The following is a 19,930-nucleotide window of genomic DNA, read 5'->3' on the forward strand; positions in this document are numbered from 1 at the left end:
TGCAAAACGAAAGCGACTGATAACTCGCCGGCTTGCTTGTCGATTTTGCGACAGGCGTTGGCGCTGGCAAGCCGTTTCGCCTAGGGTGCATGGCTACGATCCGACGAGGTGCTGCGACAGGCGGCCAAACGTGTTTCAAGGATGACGGCGATGACAGAAAACCTCGTGACCGATCAGGAAGCGTCGAATGCGCGGCGCGGGCGCGGCGCAAGCGGTGGGGCAGCGGCCCGGCGTGCGGCCCGCTCCGGCGGCGGCCCCGGCACCCAGCTCACCTATATCAAGCGCAAGATCAACGTTTATGAGGTTCTCAACGAGGAGGGGCTGGCGCTTATCGAGAAGAACGCCGACACGGTGCTCGAGGAGATCGGCATCGAGTTCCGCGACGACGCCGAAGCGCTCCAGCTGTGGAAAGAGGCCGGCTGCGACGTCAAGGGCGAGCGCGTCCACTTTCCCAAGGGCCTGTGCCGCTCGCTGCTGAAGACCGCTCCGTCCGTCTACACCCAGCACGCGCGCAACTCGGAGCGTTCGGTGCAGATCGGCGGCAACGCCACCGTCTTCGCACCCGTCTACGGCCCACCCTTCGTCCGCGATCTCGACGGCAACCGCCGCTATGCGACGATCGAGGATTTCCGCAATTTCGTGAAGCTCGCCTATATGGCGCCGTCGATCCACCACTCGGGCGGCACGGTGTGCGAGCCGGTCGACGTGCCGGTGAACAAGCGCCACCTCGACATGATCTACAGCCACATCAAATATTCCGACAAGCCGTTCATGGGCTCGGTCACGGCACCGGAACGTGCGGAAGACACAATCGCCATGGCCAAGATCGTGTTTGGCGACGACTTCGTCGAAAACAACACGGTGCTGACCAGCCTGATCAACGCCAATTCGCCGATGGTCTTCGACGAAACCATGCTGGGTGCGCTGAAGGTCTACGCGCGCCACAACCAGGCCTGCATCGTCACGCCGTTCATCCTGGCCGGCGCGATGAGCCCGGTGACAGTTGCCGGTACGCTGACCCAGGTCCTGGCCGAGGTGCTGGCCGGCGCATCCTTCACCCAACTGATCCGTCCGGGCGCACCGGTGCTGTTCGGCACCTTCGCCTCGTCGATCTCGATGCAGTCGGGCGCGCCGACCTTCGGCACGCCTGAGCCGTCGCTGGTGTCTTACGGGGCCGCACAGCTCGCCCGCCGTCTCGGCCTGCCGTTCCGTACCGGCGGCTCGCTTTGCGCCTCCAAGGTGCCGGATGCACAGGCGGCGTATGAAAGCGCGAACACGCTGAATTCGACCATCCTGGCCGGCACCAATTTCGTGCTGCATTCGGCCGGCTGGCTCGAAGGCGGTCTCGCCTCTTGCTACGAAAAGTTCATGATGGACATCGACCAGCTCGGCATGACGCAGAGATTGTCCGAAGGTGTCGACCTCTCGGAAAACGGCCAGGCGATGGATGCCATCCGCCAGGTCGGCCCCGGCAGCCACTATCTGGGCTGCGACCACACCCAGGCCAATTTCCAGACGGCGTTCTACCGCTCCAGCATTGCCGACAACAATTCCTACGAGCAGTGGCTCGCAGAAGGGCAGAAGACCGCGCCCCAGCGCGCCAACGACCTCGCCCGCCGCTGGCTCGAAAGCTACGAGGCGCCGTATCTCGACCCAAGCATCGATGACGGCCTGAAGGACTTCATTGCCGCCAAGAAGGCGTCGATGCCCGACGCCTTCACGTGAAAGGAGCCCGTTTCAGGCGGGGCTAAAGTCGCCAGCATCATTCACAAGGAAGTCTGGCGGAGCGCATTCTCCGATCCGGGCAAGAAAGGATGACGCTTGTCTCCCTGTCTGGTTGACGACATTGCCGCCGCGCTGGCTGAGCATGGTCTCATTCCGCGCGGCGGTTTTGTTTTCGGAGCGGGCGATGCCACACCGGCCGGACCGGCGGCCGGGCCCGCGCGGTCGGTTTTGCTGGTGGGACAAGCGGGCGCTGCGCCGTGGCCGCATTTCCAGCGGTGGCTCAAACGGCAGCCAACACGTCTTGAGGAACCGCTGGATACATGGTCGCGCGAGGTCATCGGCGAGGTAGCAGCAGAGTTCGGGGCGCGGGCGGCGTCGCCGTCGGACAAGCCTTATCTGCCTTTCCAGCAATGGGCGATGCGTGCCGAGGGGTTGAAGTCATCGCCGCTTGGGATACTGATGCATCCCGAATACGGGCTGTGGCATGCCTATCGCGGCGCCTTGCTGTTCGATGTCGAGATCGAGATGCAGGCAGCTCCCGAGCAGATTCATCTTTGTGATCTATGTAGTGGAAAACCTTGCCTTAAATCCTGTCCGGTCGATGCCTATTCCGAGGCTGGTTTCGCGCATCAAGATTGCCTCGCGCATGTGCGCGGCCCGATGGGCGCACCGTGCCGAACCGGCGGCTGCCTCGATCGCAACGCCTGCCCGCAGGGCTTGGCCTTCAGATATCCCAGTCAGGTCCAGGCCTTTCATATGAAGAGCTTCGGCGGATTCTGAAGCAGTTCGGCCTGGTACAAGCGCCGCCGAGAGTTGTCTAATTGACCTAAAAGGGGCTTCCGGCCTATTCATCAAGTCATCCGATGACTTGATGAATAGGCGCCTAGCATGCAGCCGGCCAGCCGGACCAATCTGACCGACAGTGCGGGCGAAAGCCTGCGCAGCGAAATCGTAGGCGGACGCTGGAACGTCGGTGACCGTATCCCCAATGAGGCTGCACTTGCCGAACTGCTGACGGTCAGCCGTGGCACGGTGCGCGAGGCCGTGAGGGCGCTGGTCTCGCAAGGGCTCCTGGAGACGCGACAGGGATCCGGTACCTATGTTCGCTCGACCGTCGACCCGTCAGCCGCACTCCGTCGCATGAAGCGTGCTGGGCTGCGAGATCAATGGGAGGCACGGGCGGCTCTGGACGTCGAGGCCGCCCGGCTTGCCGCGCTACGCCATACGCCGGCGGACGTCGTGAAAATGCGGCGCCTGCTGCAAGCGAGGGGCACGGCGGCCGATGGCGGGCACGAGGCCTTCATCCGCCGCGACATCGCCTTCCACAAATCCGTGGTCGAAGCCTCCGGCAACACGGCGATGATCGAACTCTACGACTTCTTCACCGGTGCCATCGCCGAGACCATCCAGGCGACGCTTGGCGGCGATTTGCCGGAGCCCGACGGTCCCGCGCACGAGGCCATCGTCGACGCGGTTGCCTCAGGCGACCCGGAACGGGCAGCCGCCGCCATCCGTGCCTTCGTCGCACCGGTGCTTCTCGAACTCGACAGGCTGCTTGCGCAATGAACCAGAATTTCCGCCCCGGCGATCCGCATGACAAGCGGATCGAAACGATCAACGGCCTCGACGACCAGCTTGTCGACGCCGAGATCGACAGCCTGCCCAAGCCGCAACCGCCTGTCCTGCGCAGCCGCACAGGCCAGATCGTGCTTGGTGCCAGCCTCGTGCTGATTGCCTTCAACCTCAGGCCGCTGTTTTCGAGCCTGTCGGTCCTGCTGCCCGAAGTGATGCAGGAAACCGGACTTTCGACGATCGGTGCAAGCCTGCTGACGACTCTGCCCGTGTTGTGCCTCGGACTGTTTGCGCCCTTTGCGCCCAAATTGGCCCAGCGTTACGGGGCCGAACGCACGCTGCTTGGTGCGCTCGCGGTGTTGGCATTCGGCACCGGCTTGCGATGGTTCGGCTCCGTTCCGCTGCTTTTCCTTGCCACCTTCCTCGCCGGTGGTGCCATTGCTATCGGCAATGTGTTGCTGCCGGGGCTGGTGAAACGCGACTTCGCCAACAAGGCCGCAATGATGACCGGGCTCTATACCATGGCCTTGTGTGCCGGTTCGGCCGCAGCTGCCGGCCTCACGCTGCCGATCGAGCGCCTGATCACCGGTTCATGGTCGGGTGCGCTTGCCGCATGGGCCGTGCCGGCGTTGGTCGTGCTGGCGATCTGGGCACCGCAGGCGCTCAGCGCCGGCAAGCAGTCCAGCCACAGCGGGTATCGCGTCGTCGGATTGTGGCGCGATCGCCTGGCCTGGCAGGTCACGCTGTTCATGGGGCTGCAGTCGGCTCTCGCCTACTGCGTCTTCGGCTGGCTGGCGCCGATCCTGCGCGAGCGCGGCTTCGACGCCACGACCGCCGGAGCGATCGTCTCGGTCTCGGTGATGGCGCAGGTCGTCACCTGCCTTGCCGTTCCGTCCTTTGCCGTGCGGCGGAGAGACCAGCGCGGCGTCAACGTGGTGCTCGTTATTGCTGCCGTAGTCGCGCTGCTGGGCATCCTGTTCGCACCGACGTCGACCGTGCTGTTCTGGGCGATCCTGCAGGGCATCGGCCAAGGCGGCCTGATCGCGGCGGCGATGACGCTGATCGTGCTGCGCTCGCCGGATTCGCATGTCGCGGCACATCTTTCCGGCATGGCGCAGGGCGTCGGCTATGTGCTGGCGGCAGTCGGGCCGTTGCTGGTCGGCCTGATCCGCGGGTGGACCGGCAGCTTTTCTGCGTCGGCGTTTCTGTTCGTGGCGCTGGGCGTCGGCGCTGCCGCGATGGGGCTCGGTGCCGGCCGCACGCTGCATGTTCGCGCAAGGACGGTCCGCATCGAGGGGCAGGGCTGATCCAGCCCGCGCTGGAACGTTGCCGCGTGCAGCCAACCCCTTAGCGATTGGCTGCAAAGGCAACGCCCGCATGAACTTCCAACTTTGCCATCCCGGCGGGTTCGGCTATCAGGCACGGGATACAGCTTTCGCGGTCAGTTTGGTCGCGCGCCGATCGATCTGGAAAGTCCGAAATGCAATTCTTTGATGTCGTGGTGATCGGCGCCGGCGCCGCGGGCATGATGTGCGCGCTCGAAGCGGGCAAGCGTGGCCGCTCGGTGTTGATCCTCGACCATGCTCGAGCACCAGGCGAAAAGATCCGCATTTCGGGTGGCGGGCGCTGCAACTTCACCAATATCCACGCCAGCCCGAAGAATTTCCTGTCGCAGAACCCGTACTTCTGCATCTCTGCGCTCAGCCGCTACACCCAGCGCAATTTCATTGCGCTGGTCGAGCGCCATGGCATCGGCTATCACGAAAAGACGCTGGGACAGCTGTTCTGCGACGGCTCGGCGCGCCAGATCATCGACATGCTGGTCTGGGAAATGCGGGAAAACGGCGTCGAACTGCGCCTGTCGACCGTTGTCGAGGACGTTGGCAAGACTGCTGGCGGCTTCGAACTGGCTCTTTCCGGCGGCCGCGTCGGTTGCAGTTCGCTTGTCGTGGCCTGCGGCGGCAAGTCGATCCCCAAGATGGGGGCGACTGGCTTCGGCTATGAGCTTGCGGCGCAATTTGGCTTGCCGGTGGTCGAGACGCGGCCGGCATTGGTGCCGCTGACCTTCGACGCCAACACGCTGGAAAAGCTGGCGCCACTGTCCGGCATTGCCGTCGATGCGGATGTCGGTTGCGGCAAGACCAGCTTTTCCGAAGCCATGCTCTTCACCCATCGCGGCATCAGCGGGCCGTCGATCCTGCAGATTTCGTCCTATTGGCGCGAGGGCGACGAGATTGCGATCTCGATGCTGCCGGGAACCGATGTCGCCGGCCTGCTGCGCGAGGCCAAACGCAGCAACGGCCGGCAGGCGGTCCAGACCGTGCTTGCGGCCCATCTGCCCAAGAAACTGGCGCAGGCAATTGCCGAACGCACCGGTCTTGACGGCAATCTCGCCGATTTCAACGATGCGCAGCTCAAGACGGTCGACGCTGCCGTCAACGCCTGGCGCATCAAGCCGGCCGGCTCGGAAGGCTATCGCACGGCGGAAGTGACGCTGGGCGGCGTTGACACCAACGCCCTCGACCAGAAAACGATGCAGGTGAAATCCGTGCCGGGGCTGTTCTTCATCGGCGAGGTCGTCGACGTCACCGGTTGGCTCGGCGGCTACAATTTCCAGTGGGCCTGGTCGTCCGGCTGGGCCGCCGGGCAGGCCGCCTAGAATTATTTTCGCGCCACCCCAAGGATTGCCCCAAAGCTTTCGTCCAACAGGCAAATGATGGCGATGATGCTGGACGAAAGCGAAGCCTCCGATAGCGACCTGATCGGACGAGCGCGCGGCGGCGACAGGGCAGCTTTCGGCGAACTCGTCGAGAGGCACTACGGCTTTGTCCATCGCGTTGCCTGGCGCTGGTGCGGCAGCAGGACCGACGCTGAGGACATCGCACAGGAAGTTTGCGCACGGCTTGGCCGTGCCATTCGCGACTATCGCGGCGGCAGTGCTTTCACGACGTGGCTTTACGCCATGACGCTGAATGCCGCCCGCGACATGCAACGCAAGTCCGCGCGGGAGACGGCGAAGACCGCCGCCTACGGAACCCATGCGCTGGTGGCGGTGGACATCGAGCCAGCCGCCGAGGACCCTGCCGACAGGTTGTGGGCTGCCGTGCGCCAATTGCCCGACAAGCAGCGAGATGCCGTCCTGTTGGTCTATGGCGAAGGCCTGTCACATGGTGCCGCCGCCGACGCGATGGCAATCGCGGAAACCACGGTGTCCTGGCACATCCATGAAGCGAAGAAACGGCTGAAGCAACTCATGCGCTCGGCCGGGGAAGAGTGACCATGGTCGACGACAACGAACTCGACATGCTCCGCAATATTCCGACGCCGGTGCCGAGCGGGGAAGCCAAGGCGCGCGCGCTTGCCGCGGCCATGGCTGCCTACGACCTCGAAAAAAATCCAACTGCCACCCAAGGATTGGCCAAGACTGATCGTCTCACCGAACGAGCACGAAAGCTCTGGAGAGACGTCATGCAAAAGAAGCTGATTGCAGCGCCGGCCCTGGCCGGTCTCGTTGCCCTGCCGTTCGCCGGCTACGCCACGTTCTATCTGATGGAGGGATCGCCGTTCAATTTCGGTGCCGACCAGGAGGTCGCGCAGGCGCCCGTCATGCGCTCGAAAGAAGCACCCGCATCAACGCTCAAGAAGGCTGATGCTGAACGGCGCGAGGCCACGACCGAACTCCTTGCAGCGGCGCCGGCGAAGCCTGAGGCGAGAGCGGCGAGCGAAGAGGCCGTCATGAACGAGGCGGCGCCGGTCGGCGGCAGCGCGCCCGCGCCGATGGCCGACGCTGTTGCGTCCAGCCGCATGCCGACATTGATGGCACAGCCCCAGATCGCGCCGTCCGATATGCCGATGCCGCCGCAGGCGGAAAACCGCGACCGCGTGGAAGAATTCAAGACCAATCCGGTTCGTTCCGCCCTCGAAGATCCGGTTTCGACCTTCTCGATCGATGTCGACACAGCCTCCTATTCCTTCGTTCGCCGCTCGCTGAAGGAAGGCCTGCTGCCGCAGGCCGATACGGTGCGTGTCGAGGAGATGATCAATTATTTCCCCTACGACTGGAAGGGCCCGGAGCAGGCGTCAGTGCCGTTCAACACCACCGTCAGCGTCATGCCGACGCCGTGGAACGAGCACACCAAGCTGATGCACGTCGCGATCAAGGGCTATGACGTCAAGCCCGCCGAGCAGCTCAAGGCAAACCTGGTGTTCCTGATCGACGTGTCCGGTTCAATGGACGAGCCGGACAAGCTGCCGCTGCTGCGTTCGGCGTTCCGGCTGTTGGTGGGCAAGCTCAACCCCGACGACACCGTTTCGATCGTCACCTATGCGGGCAATGCAGGTACTGTTCTCGAACCGACCAAGGCGTCGGAACGTGCCAAAATCCTGCAGGCGATTGACACTTTGACGCCAGGCGGCTCGACGGCCGGCGAGGCGGGCATCCGCGAGGCCTATCGGCTGGCGCAGAGCTCCTTCGTCAAGGATGGGGTGAACCGCGTGATGCTGGCCACCGATGGCGACTTCAATGTCGGCCAGAGCGATGACGACGATCTCAAGCGCCTGATCGAGGAAAAGCGCCAGTCGGGCGTGTTCCTGTCGGTGTTCGGCTTCGGCCGCGGCAATCTCAACGACCAGATGATGCAGACCATCGCCCAGAACGGCAACGGCACGGCGGCCTATATCGACACGCTGGCCGAGGCCGAGAAGGTGCTGGTGCAGGATGCATCGTCGACGCTGTTCCCGATTGCCAAGGACGTGAAGATCCAGGTCGAGTTCAACCCGTCCGCGGTCGCGGAGTACCGGCTGATCGGCTACGAGACCCGGGCGCTGAACCGCGAAGACTTCAACAACGACCGCGTCGATGCGGGCGAAATAGGCTCCGGCCATTCGGTCACGGCGATCTACGAGCTCACGCCCAAGGATAGCCGGACGTTGGCTATGGACCCGCTGCGCTACGGCCAGGCCTCCACCAGCAATGGCGGGGTCGCCGATGCCGACGAATATGCCTTCGTCAAGATACGCTACAAGGCGCCCGACGGCGACGTGAGCAAGCTGATCACCACGCCGGTGACCAAGGCGAACGAGGTTTCGAGCTTCGATGCTGCAGGTGCAGACCAGCGCTTCTCGGTGGCAGTTGCGGCCTTCGGGCAGAAGCTGCGCGACGAAGACGCAACGGACAAGCTCGGCTTCGACAGGATCGCCGAGATCGCCTCGGCGGCGCGCGGTGCCGACCCCTATGGTTATCGCGCCGAGTTCCTGTCGCTGGTGCGGCTGGCATCGTCGCTCCAGGGCAGCAAGCCTTAAGGCATCAGGCAAGGGCAGGTGGGCCGGCCGGCGGAAAGGGGGCTTTCCGCCGGCCGTTCTTTTGTGATCTCTAGGCGTCCACCCGAAACGCTCAGGTGGTGCATCGGGAGACGACGGATGGCCGACCGGGAACTGGACGAATGGGATATCGCGCATGGCGGCCTGCGGTCGCTGTCGTCGCGCGAGATCAAGGTTTTCTGGGATGGCTATCTGGCCCACCGCAACGATCCCAGGATACGCCATGGCAGCCTCTATTCGCGCTGGCGGCACGTCTCCGACGACCTGGTTGTTTCGCTCTATTTGACCAATCGCAGCGTCGGGCTGTTCGTCAGAGGGCAACGCGGCGAGGGTTACGCCACCACGGCGAGCCGGCTGTCCGCTTTTGAGCCTGCGTTGGGCAAGGTGCTCGGCGTCAGCCTGCGCGGCGACTACCCGCTCTGCTACCTGTCCAATCACCCGGTGGCGATGACGGATCCGGCGAACTGGCCGCAGGCTTACGAGTGGTTGGAGCGGCAGGAAAAGCACTTCAGTAATGTGCTGAGCGAAATGGTTGTCGGCGCTTAGGCGCCAAGCGGCGAAAAATTTCGTTCGGCAGCGGGCGTCGTTGACGGAACAACAGGCGCTGGCCGTAAGCAACTGAAATAATGCAAAAATCGACTGCGTGATGGATCGACGAAGGCAATTCTTCGCCGGCCTTTTTCGCGAGCTGTCGGCGCTGGGTCCGAAAAAAAGTATTACGTTCTATCTTGCAAAAGATATATCTTTGAATAGATATGGCGACATGAAGCAAACATCCTGGAGAGGTACTCACATGTTCAATCACCCGAATTTCAATCATCGTTGCCGCGGAGAATGGTCCATGTCGAGCCAGAATGAAGGCGGCAGGGGCGGCGGTCGCCATGGCCGCGGCGGTCCCTTCGGTCGTCATCGCGGCGGTCCGTTCGGCGGCCGCGGCCCGCGCATGTTCGATCCCGGCGCGCTGCGCCTGGTCGTGCTGGGCCTGATCGCCGAGGAGCCGCGCCACGGCTACGACATCATCAAGGCGCTGGAGGCCAAGTTCCAGGGCGCCTACAGCCCGAGCCCCGGTGCGATCTATCCGATGCTGCAGATGCTGGAGGAGGCCGACCTCGTCATCTCCGTCGCCAACGGCAACAAGAAGCTCTATTCGATCACCGAGCAGGGCAAGGCATATCTCGAGGAGAACGCCGCCGAGTTGGCCAAGATCAATGCCCAGATCGACGAAACGTCGACGCAGGTCAGCGGCGTTGCGCTGGGCGACGAGGTCAAGGCGCTGAACTTCGCCGTATTCAGCCGGCTGCGCAGCGGCTCGCTGACGGCGGCACAGGCCGAGAAGGCGCGCGAGATTCTCAAGAAGGCGCGCCGCGATCTCGAAGACCTCTGAGTCCCGCGAATCCCCGATATGTCATGGCTCCCGCCGTAAAGGCGGGAGTTTCTTTATGCAAAACCCGTCGACAGGCCAGATTTGCGGGCCGTTTCGAACAATTTTAGTCAAAAGCCAATTTGCGCCGGAACCCGATCGCAACGGTCGCCGGCTAATACAGGTGCGGGTGAGCAAGGGGTGGATTGAGAATGCTTGTTGGTCGTGCGATGTCGGGTGCGGTTTCGAATGTTCGCACCGCCGATCCATTGGCGACACCGGCCCGCCCCGAAGCTGCCAACCGCAATAGCGACGTCGCGTCGGACGTCATGGCACAGGCCGCATTGCCTGCCACCAACAGCCATATCTATGTGCCCGCCAAGCCTGTTCAGCAGGCGGCGCCAGTCGCTATGCAAGACCCGTCGCGTACCCGCATGAGCGAAGTCGACGACGCCCACCGCACGGCATGGTCGGCACTCAATAACGAGCGCTTCCGGCTTGCCATGGAAAAGCTGGGTGACGTGCGCACGTCTGATGCGGTGATGTTGATGCGCCCGGTCGAAGGCGCGGGCACCGACATCAAGTCGGCACTCGCGCGCTACGAAGAAAACAGCTGACGATCGAAGGGAATTTTAGCCGCGGCGGCGACGCTCGCGGCGGCCTTCGCTCGTCTCGGCTGTGTTCGGCGCGGCCAGCTTGTTGCGCATCGGGCCAATGCGCTCGACGATGGCCTCTACGGTCGGGCGGACGTCCTTCTTGTGGGCGTCGAGCGCCTTGCGCATCGCTGCCAGGTGCTCGAACGAGGTGCCGCAGCAGCCGCCGATGATCCTGGCGCCGCCATCGATCGCAAGGCGGACATAGTCGGACATCAGTTCCGGCGTGCCCGAATAATGAATCTCGGTACCGCGGAATTCCGGGATGCCGCAATTGCCCTTGACGATGATGGTGGCATCCGGCTTGGCCTCGCTCATGTCGAGCAGTGAGGCAAGGATGTCGGATGCGCCAACGCCGCAATTGGCGCCAACGCCAAGCGGCGCCTCTGCCAGACCGTCGACGACGCCATGGATGTCCTTGGGCAGCAGGCCCATCATGGTGCGGCCGGCGGTGTCGAACGAGCCGGTATAGGTGTAGGGCAGGCCGACGCGGATGGCCGCCTCGGCGGCAGCACGGATCTCGTCCGGGGCCGACATCGTCTCGATCCAGGCGACTTCGGCGCCGCCGGCCTTGAGGCCTTCGATCTGTTCGGCGAAGGCGTCAACGGCCTGGTCATAGGTGAGGGCGCCAAGCGGTACCAGCAACTCGCCGGTCGGGCCGACCGAGCCCGCGACGATGACCTTGCGGCCAGCCTTGTCGGCGACGGCACGTGCGATCTCGGCCGCGCGCTTGTTGAGTTCGAAGACGCGGTCCTGGGCGTGGTGCAGCTTCAGGCGATGGCGGGTGCCACCGAAGGAGTTGGTGAGGATGATGTCGGCGCCGGCATCGACGAACTTCTGATGCAGCGTCTCGATCTTCTCGGGCGCGCTCTCGTTCCACAGCTCGGGTGCTTCGCCGGCCTCGAGGCCCATGGCGAACAGGTTGGTGCCGGTCGCGCCATCGGCGAGCAGCACGCCCTTTTCGGCCAGCAGGGCATCGATCGGATTGGTCGTCATAGTAGCGACTTTCATATTGGGAGAGTGGATAGCGATATAAAGAAGTCTTTATGTCCAGTCAACGTTTGCGTTCGACAAACCGCACTACCGCGCGGCCGTGACTTCTACCTCGATCTCCGTGCAAATGCCGCCGTTGGTGGGATAATGATCGACCGAACAGGCGGTGACCACGAGCAGCAGGTCGCGCTCGGCGCGCAAGGTGACATTGCCGCCGGGCGGATTGATCGAGGCGAAGACATCGATCCGGCCGTCGGGCTGCGGCAGCGAGTTCTGGAACAGGTCGACCGGGTCCGGCGTGAAGGGCAGGGCGATACCTTCAGAGGCCAGTGCTTTGTGCAGGTTGTCCTGGCAATTGGGGTGATCGGCAAACCCGGCACGTACGTAAAGCGCGTGGTTGCAGGCGGGATAGAGCATGTCGTGCGGGCCGGGCGATGCGTCCTCGACCAGCGTCAGCAACGGCTCACCCGTCGTGCCGTAGAAGTGTTCGCCAACCTTGGGAAACAGCCGCTCACCGATGTCGCGGGTATTCGACGTGCTCAGCCAGTCCTTCATGTCTGATGTGAACGCCCAGAGGTCCGCCACCTGCTGGCCCTTGGGGTCGATGATGCGGACAAGGTCGCCGCGCGACACGCGGATGGAACGGCCCGACTGGGCGGGCACGACGATACGATTCTGATCTGGCATGGGCTCCTCGAAATGAGCCTGCACGCTGCCGCAACGAAGCGCGAATTTCAACCAGGGCGCCGGTCAGGCCCAACCGGCGGGAAAAGACGCGACCGCGAGCCGCCTGGCGAATGCCGCCGTTTCGTGCGCGTTGATGTCGGCCGCGCGGATCAGGTTGTCAAAATGGCGGGTGAGCGTGCGGATCGGATCTGTCGCATACAGCACCAGGTACATGTCGCCGACATAGATCGCCGCCCGGGAATGGCCGAAGATCGTATAGGGCACGGAATAGCGCATGCGTCCGTCATAGAGAAACAGGCGGAACGTGGGGTAGAGGTCGTCGAGCAGGTCGGCCATGTGGCGAAGCTGCTGCTTGCGGTCGGTCTCGGGGAAGCCGGACCATACGCCCAGCCCGCGGGCAAAGATCTCGAGCGTGTGGCGCGGCATGCAGACCTCCATGTCGGTCTCTGGCCGGCGGTTGTAGTCGATCCGGTACTGGGTTTCTCCGGCCTGGACCTCACGGTTCTTGTTGGAGATGTCGGCCTCGTAGTCGACCAACGCTTCCGTTCTCAGCAGGTCGGGGATGCCGGCGGGCACATATCGGATCTTGGTGCCGGCCGCTTCGGCGTGCCACTTGGCGATCAAGGTGCGTTCAAAGCCGCCGGAGGCTTCCTCGATCTCCAGGCTTTCACGGATCTCGCCGGTGACGCCTTCGTCCTGGCTGAGGCCGAGCAGCCAGTCCAGCGACACCCTGTGCGCCGAGGCGATCGTCAGCAGCGTCTCGGCGCGGGGCAGGCGGATGGTCGCTCCTGAAAGCAGTTGCGACAGTGCGGAACGGTCTATGCCTACCGACGCGGCAAATGCCGACTGGTTGAGGCCGGAGCGCTGGACCAGCGACTTGAGGCGGTCGCGGAAGACGCCGGATAGATCGCGTTTGTCCATGGCTGGCAATCTCCGGATTCAATTTGCCCCAGCGGCAATGCCGGCCGCCGAAATTAGATTCATCTTTCAGTTTGTTTACTAAGTGTAACATTTGCGGCTTAAGCAGCGCAATGTAAACATTCTGTGCGCATTGTCGCGTTGAAGCGATGCATGATTACTGACAACATTATGTCAGGAATCAACGAGTTCCAGGCTTCACAAGGCAGCAGGCATCAGCATGGCAAAGCGGAAACACAAGCGCGGCACGACCACCACGGTCGAATGGCCGACGGTGTTTCTGATCGCTGCCTGCTACGGCGCCTGGCTGGTCGCCGGCTTCGCGATCTGGCCGAGCTATCCGGTCGCGGCCCTTGCGGTGATGGCGCTGGCGGTGGCACTGCAGTCGTCGCTGGTGCACGAAGTCCTGCACGGCCACCCGACACGCAACGCGCGCCTCAACGAGGCGCTGGTTTCCTTGCCGATCGGCGTTGTCTGGCCGTACCGCCGGTTCAAGACCATCCATCTGCGTCACCATGCCGACGAGCGCCTGACCGACCCGTTCGACGATCCCGAAAGCTACTACCGCGCGCTGTGGCAACATGACGACCTGCCGGAGGCGATGAAGCTTCTGCTCAGGATCAACAACACCATGGCGGGACGTTTCGTGCTTGGGCCGCTGCTCGCCTGCATCGGTTTCTTCATCGACGACGCCAAGCAGATCGTTGCCGGCGACAAGGCGATACGCAAGGCATGGCTGCTGCATGCGGCGGGCCTGGCGATTGTCCTGCCCGTGGTGCAATTCGGCTTTGGCGTGCCGTTGTGGCTCTATGTGCTGGTCCCCGTATGGCTCGGCCAGTCGATCATCTCGATCCGCACCTTTGCCGAGCACCAGTGGTCGGAGCATCCGGAGGGGCGCACGATCATCGTTGAGCGTTCGCCGCTGTCGCTGTTGTTCCTCAACAACAACCTGCACTTCGTCCATCACAAGAGCCCGACGGTTGCCTGGTACAAGCTGCCGGAGCTGTTCCGCACCCGTCGCGAGGAATGGCTCAGGATGAACAAGGGTTATGCCTATCCGAATTACCTTTCCCTGGTCCGGGCCTATGCCTTCCGTGCGAAGGAGCCGGTCGTGCATCCGGCTTTGCGCAGGGCGCCGGAGCCGGGCCGGGCATTCGCGCCGCGCGTCAGGGCGCGCAGCGTCCATGGATTGGGTACGGCACCCGTGCCTGCCGAGCCGCCGAAGGAATAACACTCCTGCAGCTTGCCAATTCCCGCATTCGAGCCTGAAATGATGCAATGAGCGACTTCATCGCGGCACTGCCCATGTATGACTGGCCCGAGATGCGCGACGAGGTCGATGCGCAATGGGCCAGGTTGCGGACGGCGTTCCGGCAACTTGGCATCGATGCACCGGAAACGCTGGCCCGGCGCAACGCCGAGCTGCCGCCGGTTCCGGGCGGTATCCGCAATGCTGGGGGCGAGACCATCGCGCCCGATCCGGCCACGCTTTCGCCTGAAGAACTCGACCTGCCGACGCTGTGGCGGCATCCGAAGTTGCTGTTTGGCCAGACCTGCTGGGGGCCGATGGAAATCACAGGCCTCGATGCAGCGGTGCGGGTGATCGGCCAGCCGAATTATGACGGCATCGAGGGCGGTCGCGGCGAACTCTATTCCAGCGCCATCGTCGTGCAGCGCGGATCGGTGACAGCCGACCATGCGCATGCGCCCGATGGCGATGTGCCGCTCATCCCTCTCGACCTGATCCGCGACAAGCGCTTTGCGTTCAACAGCCACGACTCCATGTCGGGTTTCATCGGCATTTCACGCGATCTTGCCGGTTTGGGCGAAGGCTTGCGGATCTTCTCCGACCGGATCGAAAGCGGCGGGCATCGCAACTCGATCGTCGCGGTCGCCGAAGGCCGGGCAGATGTCGCGGCCATCGACTGCCAGAGCTGGGCTCTGGCGCAGCGCTTCGAGCCTGCCGCAAGGGACGTGATGGTCCTCGGCTGGACCGCCAAGCGCAAGGGCTTGCCGTTCATCACCTCGAGATCGACGCCGGAGGGCGTGGCCGTGCTGCTCGGACAGATTGCGGCAGCACGCGGTTAGCTCAGCCTGCGAGCAGCCGCTGATCGAGCGGATAGCTCGAAAGCTGCTCGTATCCACTCTCGGTGATCAGGATCTGCTCTTCGATCTTGACGCCCTCGTGTCCGCCAAGGCGGCCGATGTAGCTTTCGACGCAGACCACCATTCCCGGCTCCAGCACGCCGTCGGGCGTATCCGCCGTCCAGTCCGAGGCGTGAGGCAGGGTTGGATACTCGTCGGCGAGGCCGACGCCATGGAACAGCACGCCGTAGCGCGCCGGGAAACAGTCTGCCGGCGGTACGGCTGCACGTTCGACCAGTTCGCGGAAGCCGACGCCGGGCTTCAGGAGCGCGGTGTTGTGGGCGATCTGGTCGGCGGCGATCTTGTAGAGGTCGCGCTGTTCGTTCGTGGGCTGCCCATCGCCACACAGCCAGGTGCGCGACAGGTCGGCGCAGAAGCCATAGGGGCCGATCAGGTCGGTGTCGAAGGCGACGAGATCGCCTGCTTCGACGATGCGCGACGAGCACTCCTGGAACCAGGGATTGGTGCGTGGACCCGACGACAAGAGCCGGGTCTCGATCCATTCGCCGCCGCGGGCGATGTTGCCGCGATGCAGTTCGGCCCAGAGCTCGTTCTCGGAGATGCCCGGGCGGAGCGCGGCTTCCATCTCGGCCATCGCTGCCTCGCAGGCGACGATCGAGCGGCGCATGCACAGGATTTCGTCGGGAGACTTGATCAGGCGCGCGCTCTCCATCACCGCCTCGCCATTGCCGACCGATATGCCCAGCCGGGCAAGTGCGTCGACGCCCTCATGGTCGAGATGGTCGACAGCGATGCGGCTGTTGCCGCCATGCTCACGAACGATGTCGGCGATGCCCTGCGCCCAGCGTCCGGCCTTCATCTCGGTCAGTTCGCCGGCGTAGAGGTACATCCACGACACTGCCGGGCGGACCTCGTCGACGACGCCCGAGTGATCGGACAGGTGCTCGCAGGAAAAATAGTCGAACAGGACCACCGGTCCTTCGGCCGCCACGAAACAGTGGCGGGTCGGATTGTGCGCGACCCACAGCTGCATGTTGGTGCTGTCGGTGGCATAGCGGATGTTGACCGGATCGTAGAGTAGGGCGCCAGCGTAGCCGCGCCGCTTGAGTTCGGCGCGGATGCGCTCGAGCCGGTACTTGCGCATGGCCGGCAGGTCGGGTGCCGCGATGCCGGCTGCCGCCCATTCGGCTTCCGCGACAGCGCCGTAGCCAAGCACATGGCTGTTCAGGCCCGCTGCCTTGGTGCGGGCCTGGTCGCGCAACTCTTCCGTCGAGCCCGAGCCGGGCTCGAACGGCATGATCTTGCGGTGGCGGCCGAAGTTGCCTTTTGCCGGGGTGTCCATCAGCCGCGACCTGCAGATGGCCGAGGTTGACGTTGCTTTGCGCCCCCCTCTGTCCTGCCGGACATCTCCCCCTCAAGGGGGGAGATCAGCCGCGGAGACCTTGGCGCTTGTGTGGGAAGGGTAGAGATTGGGCGAGGCCGTTGTGACAGCCAATCTCCCCCCATGTGGGGGAGATGTCCGGCAGGACAGAGGGGGGCAACGTAGAGCATTTGCGGTCCCAGTCTCTTGCTTGGAGCGAAACCTAACCCCGCATCTTGTCGCCCGAGGGATCAAAGGGTGGTTCGACATTGATGCGGGCAGGGCGGCGGTGGCCGAGGATTTCGATCTCGAACAGCCCTTCCGCCTCGTTTTCGGCAAGTGCTGCCGGTACATAGCCCTGAGCCATCGACTTCTGGACATAGTGGGCATAGCCGCCCGACGTGACCCAGCCGACGACGCGCCACTCGCCATCGATGATGCCGCGCACGGCGGAGGCGCCGGTGGCGGCGTCCGAGCCGCGTACTTCCTTGCCGGTTTCGTCGAAGCGCGGCGCGCCGTAGCCATGCGGCTTCTCGACGGTGCCGAAATCCTTGGCTCCGACCTTGGCCCAGATTGGCTCGTCGCCCATCACATCGGCATCGTGGGCGTCGACATAAAAGGAGACGCGGCGCAGCTTCGGCCCGTCGGCGTGCTGCTTGGCGGCCGCCTCGCGGCCGATGAAATCGTTCTTCTCGAGCTTGATGAAGCGCTCCATCGAACCTTCGAACGGGCCGTAGATCGGGCGAAGCTCACGGAACCAGGTCGGAAAGTTCTTTTCGAGGCGCATCGACAGAAGCGCGCGCATGCCGAAGTCGACGATGCCGAACTCCTCGCCGGCGTCCTTGATCGCCTTGTAGACCAGGCGCTGGTAGGCGGGTGCCATCCAGATCTCATAGCCGAGATCGCCGGTGTAGGTGATGCGGTTGACCATGCAGGGCGCGCCGCCGACGGCCATCTCGCGGAAGTCCATGAAGCGGAAGGCCTTGCTGGAGACGTCGACGTCGACCAGCTTGGCCAGCAGCTCCTGCGACCTGGGACCGGCTATGGAAAGGCCGACGAGCGTCTGGTCGAAACGGTGGATGCGCACCGAACCGTCCTTGGGCAAGTGCTTTTCGAACCAGCGCAAGTGGTACTTCTGTGCGGCCGACGAGCCCCAGATCATGAACTTGTCGTCGCCCGTCTTGGCGATGGTGAAGTCGCCGATCAGCCTGCCGAACTCGTTCAGCATCGGCGTTAGCACGATGCGGCCCTTCTTCGGCATGCGGTTGGTCATCAGCCGGTTGAGGAAATCCTCGGCCGCCGGGCCTGACACCTCGTACTTCGCGAAGTTGGCGATTTCGGTCACGCCGACGCGGTCGCGCGTCGCCCGCACTTCGTTGCCGATATGCTCGAAGTCGTTAGAGCGGTGGAACGAGACGATGTCCTTGGGTTCTTTGCCCTTCGGCGCGAACCACAGCGGCGTCTCCAGGCCCCAACTGTCGCCCATGACGGCGTTGTTGGCCACCATGGTGTCGTAGAGCGGAGTCGTTTGTGCCGGCCTGGCGGCCGGGAGCTCTTCATTGGGGAAGCGGATCGAGAAGCGGCGCGAATAGTTCTCGCGTACCTTGGCGTTGGTGTAGCGCAGGCTTGCCCATTCGCCCCAGCGCGCGACATCCATGCCCCAGACGTCGAAGCCCGGATCGCCGTCGACCATCCAGTTCGACAGCGCGAGACCGACGCCGCCGCCCTGGCTGAAGCCGGCCATGACGCCGCAGGCGACCCAGAAATTGGTCAGCCCCTGAACCGGGCCGACGAGCGGGTTTCCGTCGGGGGCGAAGGTGAAGGGGCCGTTGATGACCTGCTTGATGCCGGCGTTGGCGATGCCGGGGAAATGCTGGAAGCCTATCTCGAGCGAGGGCGCGATACGGTCCAGGTCGGGCGCAAGCAGTTCGTGGCCGAAATCCCATGGCGTGTTGACCGGCGACCACGGCTTGCAGGCCTTCTCGTAGGTGCCGAGCAGGATGCCGTTGCGCTCCTGGCGGGTGTAGATCTCGCCCTTGAAATCGAGCACGCCGATCATCTCGCGGCCGGTTTCCTTGTTGAAGGCCTCGACCTCGGGCATCGGCTCGGTCAGCAGGTACATGTGCTCCATGGCGAGCACCGGCAGCTCGACGCCGACCATGCGGCCGACCTCGCGCGCCCACAAGCCGCCGCAGTTGACGACGTGCTCGGCTTTCACCGTGCCCTGCTCGGTAACGACGTTCCAGGTGCCGTCGGGCTCTTGCGTCAGCTCCTTGACCGGGTTGCGCAGCACGATCTCGGCGCCGAGTTTCTTCGCCGCCTTGGCGTAGGCATGGGTCGTGCCCGATGGGTCGAGATGGCCCTCGACAGGATCCCACATGGCGCCGACGAAGTGCTTTTCGTCCATCAGCGGGAACATCTTCTTGGCTTCGGACGGGGTGATCAGCTCGGTGTCCATGCCGAGATAGCGGCCCTTGGCATGGGCGAGGCGCAGGAAGTCCATGCGCTCGGGGCTGTCGGCCAGCATGACGCCGCCGGTCAGGTGCAACGAGCAGGACTGTCCGGAAATCTCCTCCAGTTCCTTGTAGAGCTGCACCGTATAGGCCTGCAGCTTGGCGACGTTGGGATCGCCGTTGAGCGTGTGGAAGCCGCCGGCGGCATGCCAGGACGAACCCGACGTAAGCTCCGAACGCTCGATCAGCATGACGTCGGTCCAGCCGGCGCGGGCGAGATGGTAAAGCACCGAGCAGCCCACCACGCCGCCGCCGATGACAACTGCTTTCACATGGGATTTCATATGGTTATGTCCGATTGTGCGTAAGATGAATCAGGAAGTGGCGATGGATCAGGCGGCCGCGACGGCCTCGATCTCCAACAGCCAGGATTCGTCGAAGATGCCCGTGATGATGACGGTCAGCGCGATCTTGCGCTCGCCGATCACCTCGTTGCGAATGCGCCGGTTGTCGAAGCTGTAGGCGCGGTCAGACAGGAAGATCGTCACCTTGACCAGATTGTCGAGGTTCATGCCGGCAGCATGCAGCTGGGCCTCGACATTGCTCCACGCCAGCCGGCACTGGCTTTCGAAATCGGTGGGGACAGTTCCGTCCTTGGCCACCGGAATCTGGCCGCTGATGAACAGCGTCCGGGAGTGATTGGTCACCTCGATCGCTTGCGCGTATCCGGTGACGACGGCCGGTGCATCGGTCGAGTTGATTTCGCGCTTGTGCATCGAGACTT

Annotated in this window: 18 protein-coding genes; 12 read left to right on the forward strand and 6 right to left on the reverse strand. The window is 63.8% G+C overall.

Annotated elements, in window-relative coordinates; genetic code table 11:
• Nucleotides 1-150 precede the first annotated feature (150 nt).
• The 10 genes from CO731_RS14950 to CO731_RS14995 all read left to right on the forward strand — a co-directional run bounded on the left by CO731_RS14950 (nucleotide 151) and on the right by CO731_RS14995 (nucleotide 10,593).
• Nucleotides 151-1,725, forward strand: a complete 1,575-nt coding sequence (locus CO731_RS14950; RefSeq protein WP_108609855.1) for a trimethylamine methyltransferase family protein — start codon at nucleotides 151-153, stop codon at nucleotides 1,723-1,725.
• A 96-nt stretch (nucleotides 1,726-1,821) separates the two neighbouring features.
• Nucleotides 1,822-2,505, forward strand: coding sequence for a hypothetical protein (locus tag CO731_RS14955; protein WP_108607799.1), 684 nt, complete (start codon nucleotides 1,822-1,824; stop codon nucleotides 2,503-2,505).
• 108 nt (nucleotides 2,506-2,613) lie between these two features.
• The gene (locus tag CO731_RS14960; protein WP_108607800.1) at nucleotides 2,614-3,291 is read left to right on the forward strand and encodes a FadR/GntR family transcriptional regulator; all 678 of its coding nucleotides are present in this window, start codon (nucleotides 2,614-2,616) and stop codon (nucleotides 3,289-3,291) included.
• Nucleotides 3,288-4,604 (forward strand): MFS transporter, encoded by a 1,317-nt coding sequence (locus CO731_RS14965; protein WP_108607801.1) that lies wholly within the window; start codon nucleotides 3,288-3,290, stop codon nucleotides 4,602-4,604. The genes CO731_RS14960 and CO731_RS14965 overlap by 4 nt, the downstream gene beginning before the upstream one ends.
• A 173-nt stretch (nucleotides 4,605-4,777) precedes the next feature.
• Nucleotides 4,778-5,956: an NAD(P)/FAD-dependent oxidoreductase gene (locus tag CO731_RS14970; RefSeq protein WP_108607802.1), complete on the forward strand. Its 1,179-nt coding sequence runs from the start codon at nucleotides 4,778-4,780 to the stop codon at nucleotides 5,954-5,956.
• Between the two features lie 57 nt (nucleotides 5,957-6,013).
• Nucleotides 6,014-6,574 (forward strand): RNA polymerase sigma factor, encoded by a 561-nt coding sequence (locus tag CO731_RS14975; RefSeq protein WP_108609856.1) that lies wholly within the window; start codon nucleotides 6,014-6,016, stop codon nucleotides 6,572-6,574.
• A 2-nt stretch (nucleotides 6,575-6,576) separates the two neighbouring features.
• On the forward strand, nucleotides 6,577-8,598 hold the full coding sequence (locus tag CO731_RS14980; RefSeq protein WP_108607803.1) for a VWA domain-containing protein: 2,022 nt from the start codon (nucleotides 6,577-6,579) through the stop codon (nucleotides 8,596-8,598).
• 117 nt (nucleotides 8,599-8,715) lie between these two features.
• Complete coding sequence (locus CO731_RS14985) at nucleotides 8,716-9,162, forward strand: hypothetical protein (RefSeq protein WP_108607804.1); 447 nt, start codon at nucleotides 8,716-8,718, stop codon at nucleotides 9,160-9,162.
• Between the two features lie 295 nt (nucleotides 9,163-9,457).
• Nucleotides 9,458-10,000 (forward strand): PadR family transcriptional regulator, encoded by a 543-nt coding sequence (locus CO731_RS14990; RefSeq protein WP_245439361.1) that lies wholly within the window; start codon nucleotides 9,458-9,460, stop codon nucleotides 9,998-10,000.
• Nucleotides 10,001-10,188: 188 nt separating this feature from the next.
• On the forward strand, nucleotides 10,189-10,593 hold the full coding sequence (locus CO731_RS14995; RefSeq protein ID WP_159091645.1) for a hypothetical protein: 405 nt from the start codon (nucleotides 10,189-10,191) through the stop codon (nucleotides 10,591-10,593).
• A 15-nt stretch (nucleotides 10,594-10,608) separates the two neighbouring features.
• Here the strand turns inward: CO731_RS14995 and bmt are convergent, their stop codons facing one another.
• The 3 genes from bmt to CO731_RS15010 all read right to left on the reverse strand — a co-directional run bounded on the left by bmt (nucleotide 10,609) and on the right by CO731_RS15010 (nucleotide 13,230).
• A complete protein-coding gene (gene bmt / locus CO731_RS15000; protein WP_199914473.1) occupies nucleotides 10,609-11,625 on the reverse strand; it encodes a betaine--homocysteine S-methyltransferase in 1,017 nt (338 codons plus the stop codon).
• A gap of 84 nt (nucleotides 11,626-11,709) precedes the next feature.
• Nucleotides 11,710-12,309: an urea carboxylase-associated family protein gene (locus CO731_RS15005; protein ID WP_108609857.1), complete on the reverse strand. Its 600-nt coding sequence runs from the start codon at nucleotides 12,307-12,309 to the stop codon at nucleotides 11,710-11,712.
• Nucleotides 12,310-12,372: 63 nt separating this feature from the next.
• Nucleotides 12,373-13,230, reverse strand: a complete 858-nt coding sequence (locus CO731_RS15010; protein ID WP_108607808.1) for a helix-turn-helix transcriptional regulator — start codon at nucleotides 13,228-13,230, stop codon at nucleotides 12,373-12,375.
• A 217-nt stretch (nucleotides 13,231-13,447) separates the two neighbouring features.
• Here CO731_RS15010 and CO731_RS15015 point away from each other — a divergent pair, with 217 nt between their 5' ends.
• Both CO731_RS15015 and CO731_RS15020 read left to right on the forward strand, forming a co-directional pair.
• Complete coding sequence (locus tag CO731_RS15015; protein WP_108607809.1) at nucleotides 13,448-14,458, forward strand: fatty acid desaturase; 1,011 nt, start codon at nucleotides 13,448-13,450, stop codon at nucleotides 14,456-14,458.
• A gap of 47 nt (nucleotides 14,459-14,505) precedes the next feature.
• Entirely contained in the window at nucleotides 14,506-15,315 is an 810-nt protein-coding gene (locus CO731_RS15020) for a PhnD/SsuA/transferrin family substrate-binding protein (protein ID WP_108607810.1), read from the forward strand.
• Nucleotide 15,316: 1 nt separating this feature from the next.
• Here the strand turns inward: CO731_RS15020 and CO731_RS15025 are convergent, their stop codons facing one another.
• The 3 genes from CO731_RS15025 to CO731_RS15040 form a co-directional block, all read right to left on the reverse strand.
• Nucleotides 15,317-16,675 (reverse strand): Xaa-Pro peptidase family protein, encoded by a 1,359-nt coding sequence (locus CO731_RS15025; RefSeq protein WP_108607811.1) that lies wholly within the window; start codon nucleotides 16,673-16,675, stop codon nucleotides 15,317-15,319.
• Between the two features lie 241 nt (nucleotides 16,676-16,916).
• Nucleotides 16,917-19,490 (reverse strand): FAD-dependent oxidoreductase, encoded by a 2,574-nt coding sequence (locus CO731_RS15035; RefSeq protein ID WP_108607812.1) that lies wholly within the window; start codon nucleotides 19,488-19,490, stop codon nucleotides 16,917-16,919.
• 48 nt (nucleotides 19,491-19,538) lie between these two features.
• Nucleotides 19,539-19,922 (reverse strand): RidA family protein, encoded by a 384-nt coding sequence (locus CO731_RS15040; protein WP_108607813.1) that lies wholly within the window; start codon nucleotides 19,920-19,922, stop codon nucleotides 19,539-19,541.
• Nucleotides 19,923-19,930: the final 8 nt, after the last annotated feature.

This window comes from Aminobacter sp. MSH1, assembly GCF_003071665.1.
Taxonomy (GTDB): Bacteria; Pseudomonadota; Alphaproteobacteria; order Rhizobiales; family Rhizobiaceae; genus Aminobacter; species Aminobacter niigataensis.

What these genes read in the sequence shown, in the direction of transcription:
- CO731_RS15025 (WP_108607811.1), bottom strand. Translation starts at nt 16,675, where the DNA reads ATGGACACCCCGGCAAAAGGCAACTTCGGCCGCCACCGCAAGATCATG.
- CO731_RS15020 (WP_108607810.1), top strand. Translation starts at nt 14,506, where the DNA reads ATGAGCGACTTCATCGCGGCACTGCCCATGTATGACTGGCCCGAGATG.
- CO731_RS14960 (WP_108607800.1), top strand. Translation starts at nt 2,614, where the DNA reads ATGCAGCCGGCCAGCCGGACCAATCTGACCGACAGTGCGGGCGAAAGC.
- CO731_RS15010 (WP_108607808.1), bottom strand. Translation starts at nt 13,230, where the DNA reads ATGGACAAACGCGATCTATCCGGCGTCTTCCGCGACCGCCTCAAGTCG.
- CO731_RS14970 (WP_108607802.1), top strand. Translation starts at nt 4,778, where the DNA reads ATGCAATTCTTTGATGTCGTGGTGATCGGCGCCGGCGCCGCGGGCATG.
- bmt (WP_199914473.1), bottom strand. Translation starts at nt 11,625, where the DNA reads ATGACGACCAATCCGATCGATGCCCTGCTGGCCGAAAAGGGCGTGCTG.
- CO731_RS14950 (WP_108609855.1), top strand. Translation starts at nt 151, where the DNA reads ATGACAGAAAACCTCGTGACCGATCAGGAAGCGTCGAATGCGCGGCGC.
- CO731_RS15005 (WP_108609857.1), bottom strand. Translation starts at nt 12,309, where the DNA reads ATGCCAGATCAGAATCGTATCGTCGTGCCCGCCCAGTCGGGCCGTTCC.
- CO731_RS14965 (WP_108607801.1), top strand. Translation starts at nt 3,288, where the DNA reads ATGAACCAGAATTTCCGCCCCGGCGATCCGCATGACAAGCGGATCGAA.
- CO731_RS14975 (WP_108609856.1), top strand. Translation starts at nt 6,014, where the DNA reads ATGGCGATGATGCTGGACGAAAGCGAAGCCTCCGATAGCGACCTGATC.
- CO731_RS15035 (WP_108607812.1), bottom strand. Translation starts at nt 19,490, where the DNA reads ATGAAATCCCATGTGAAAGCAGTTGTCATCGGCGGCGGCGTGGTGGGC.
- CO731_RS14985 (WP_108607804.1), top strand. Translation starts at nt 8,716, where the DNA reads ATGGCCGACCGGGAACTGGACGAATGGGATATCGCGCATGGCGGCCTG.
- CO731_RS14980 (WP_108607803.1), top strand. Translation starts at nt 6,577, where the DNA reads ATGGTCGACGACAACGAACTCGACATGCTCCGCAATATTCCGACGCCG.
- CO731_RS14990 (WP_245439361.1), top strand. Translation starts at nt 9,458, where the DNA reads ATGTCGAGCCAGAATGAAGGCGGCAGGGGCGGCGGTCGCCATGGCCGC.
- CO731_RS15015 (WP_108607809.1), top strand. Translation starts at nt 13,448, where the DNA reads ATGGCAAAGCGGAAACACAAGCGCGGCACGACCACCACGGTCGAATGG.
- CO731_RS14995 (WP_159091645.1), top strand. Translation starts at nt 10,189, where the DNA reads ATGCTTGTTGGTCGTGCGATGTCGGGTGCGGTTTCGAATGTTCGCACC.
- CO731_RS15040 (WP_108607813.1), bottom strand. Translation starts at nt 19,922, where the DNA reads ATGCACAAGCGCGAAATCAACTCGACCGATGCACCGGCCGTCGTCACC.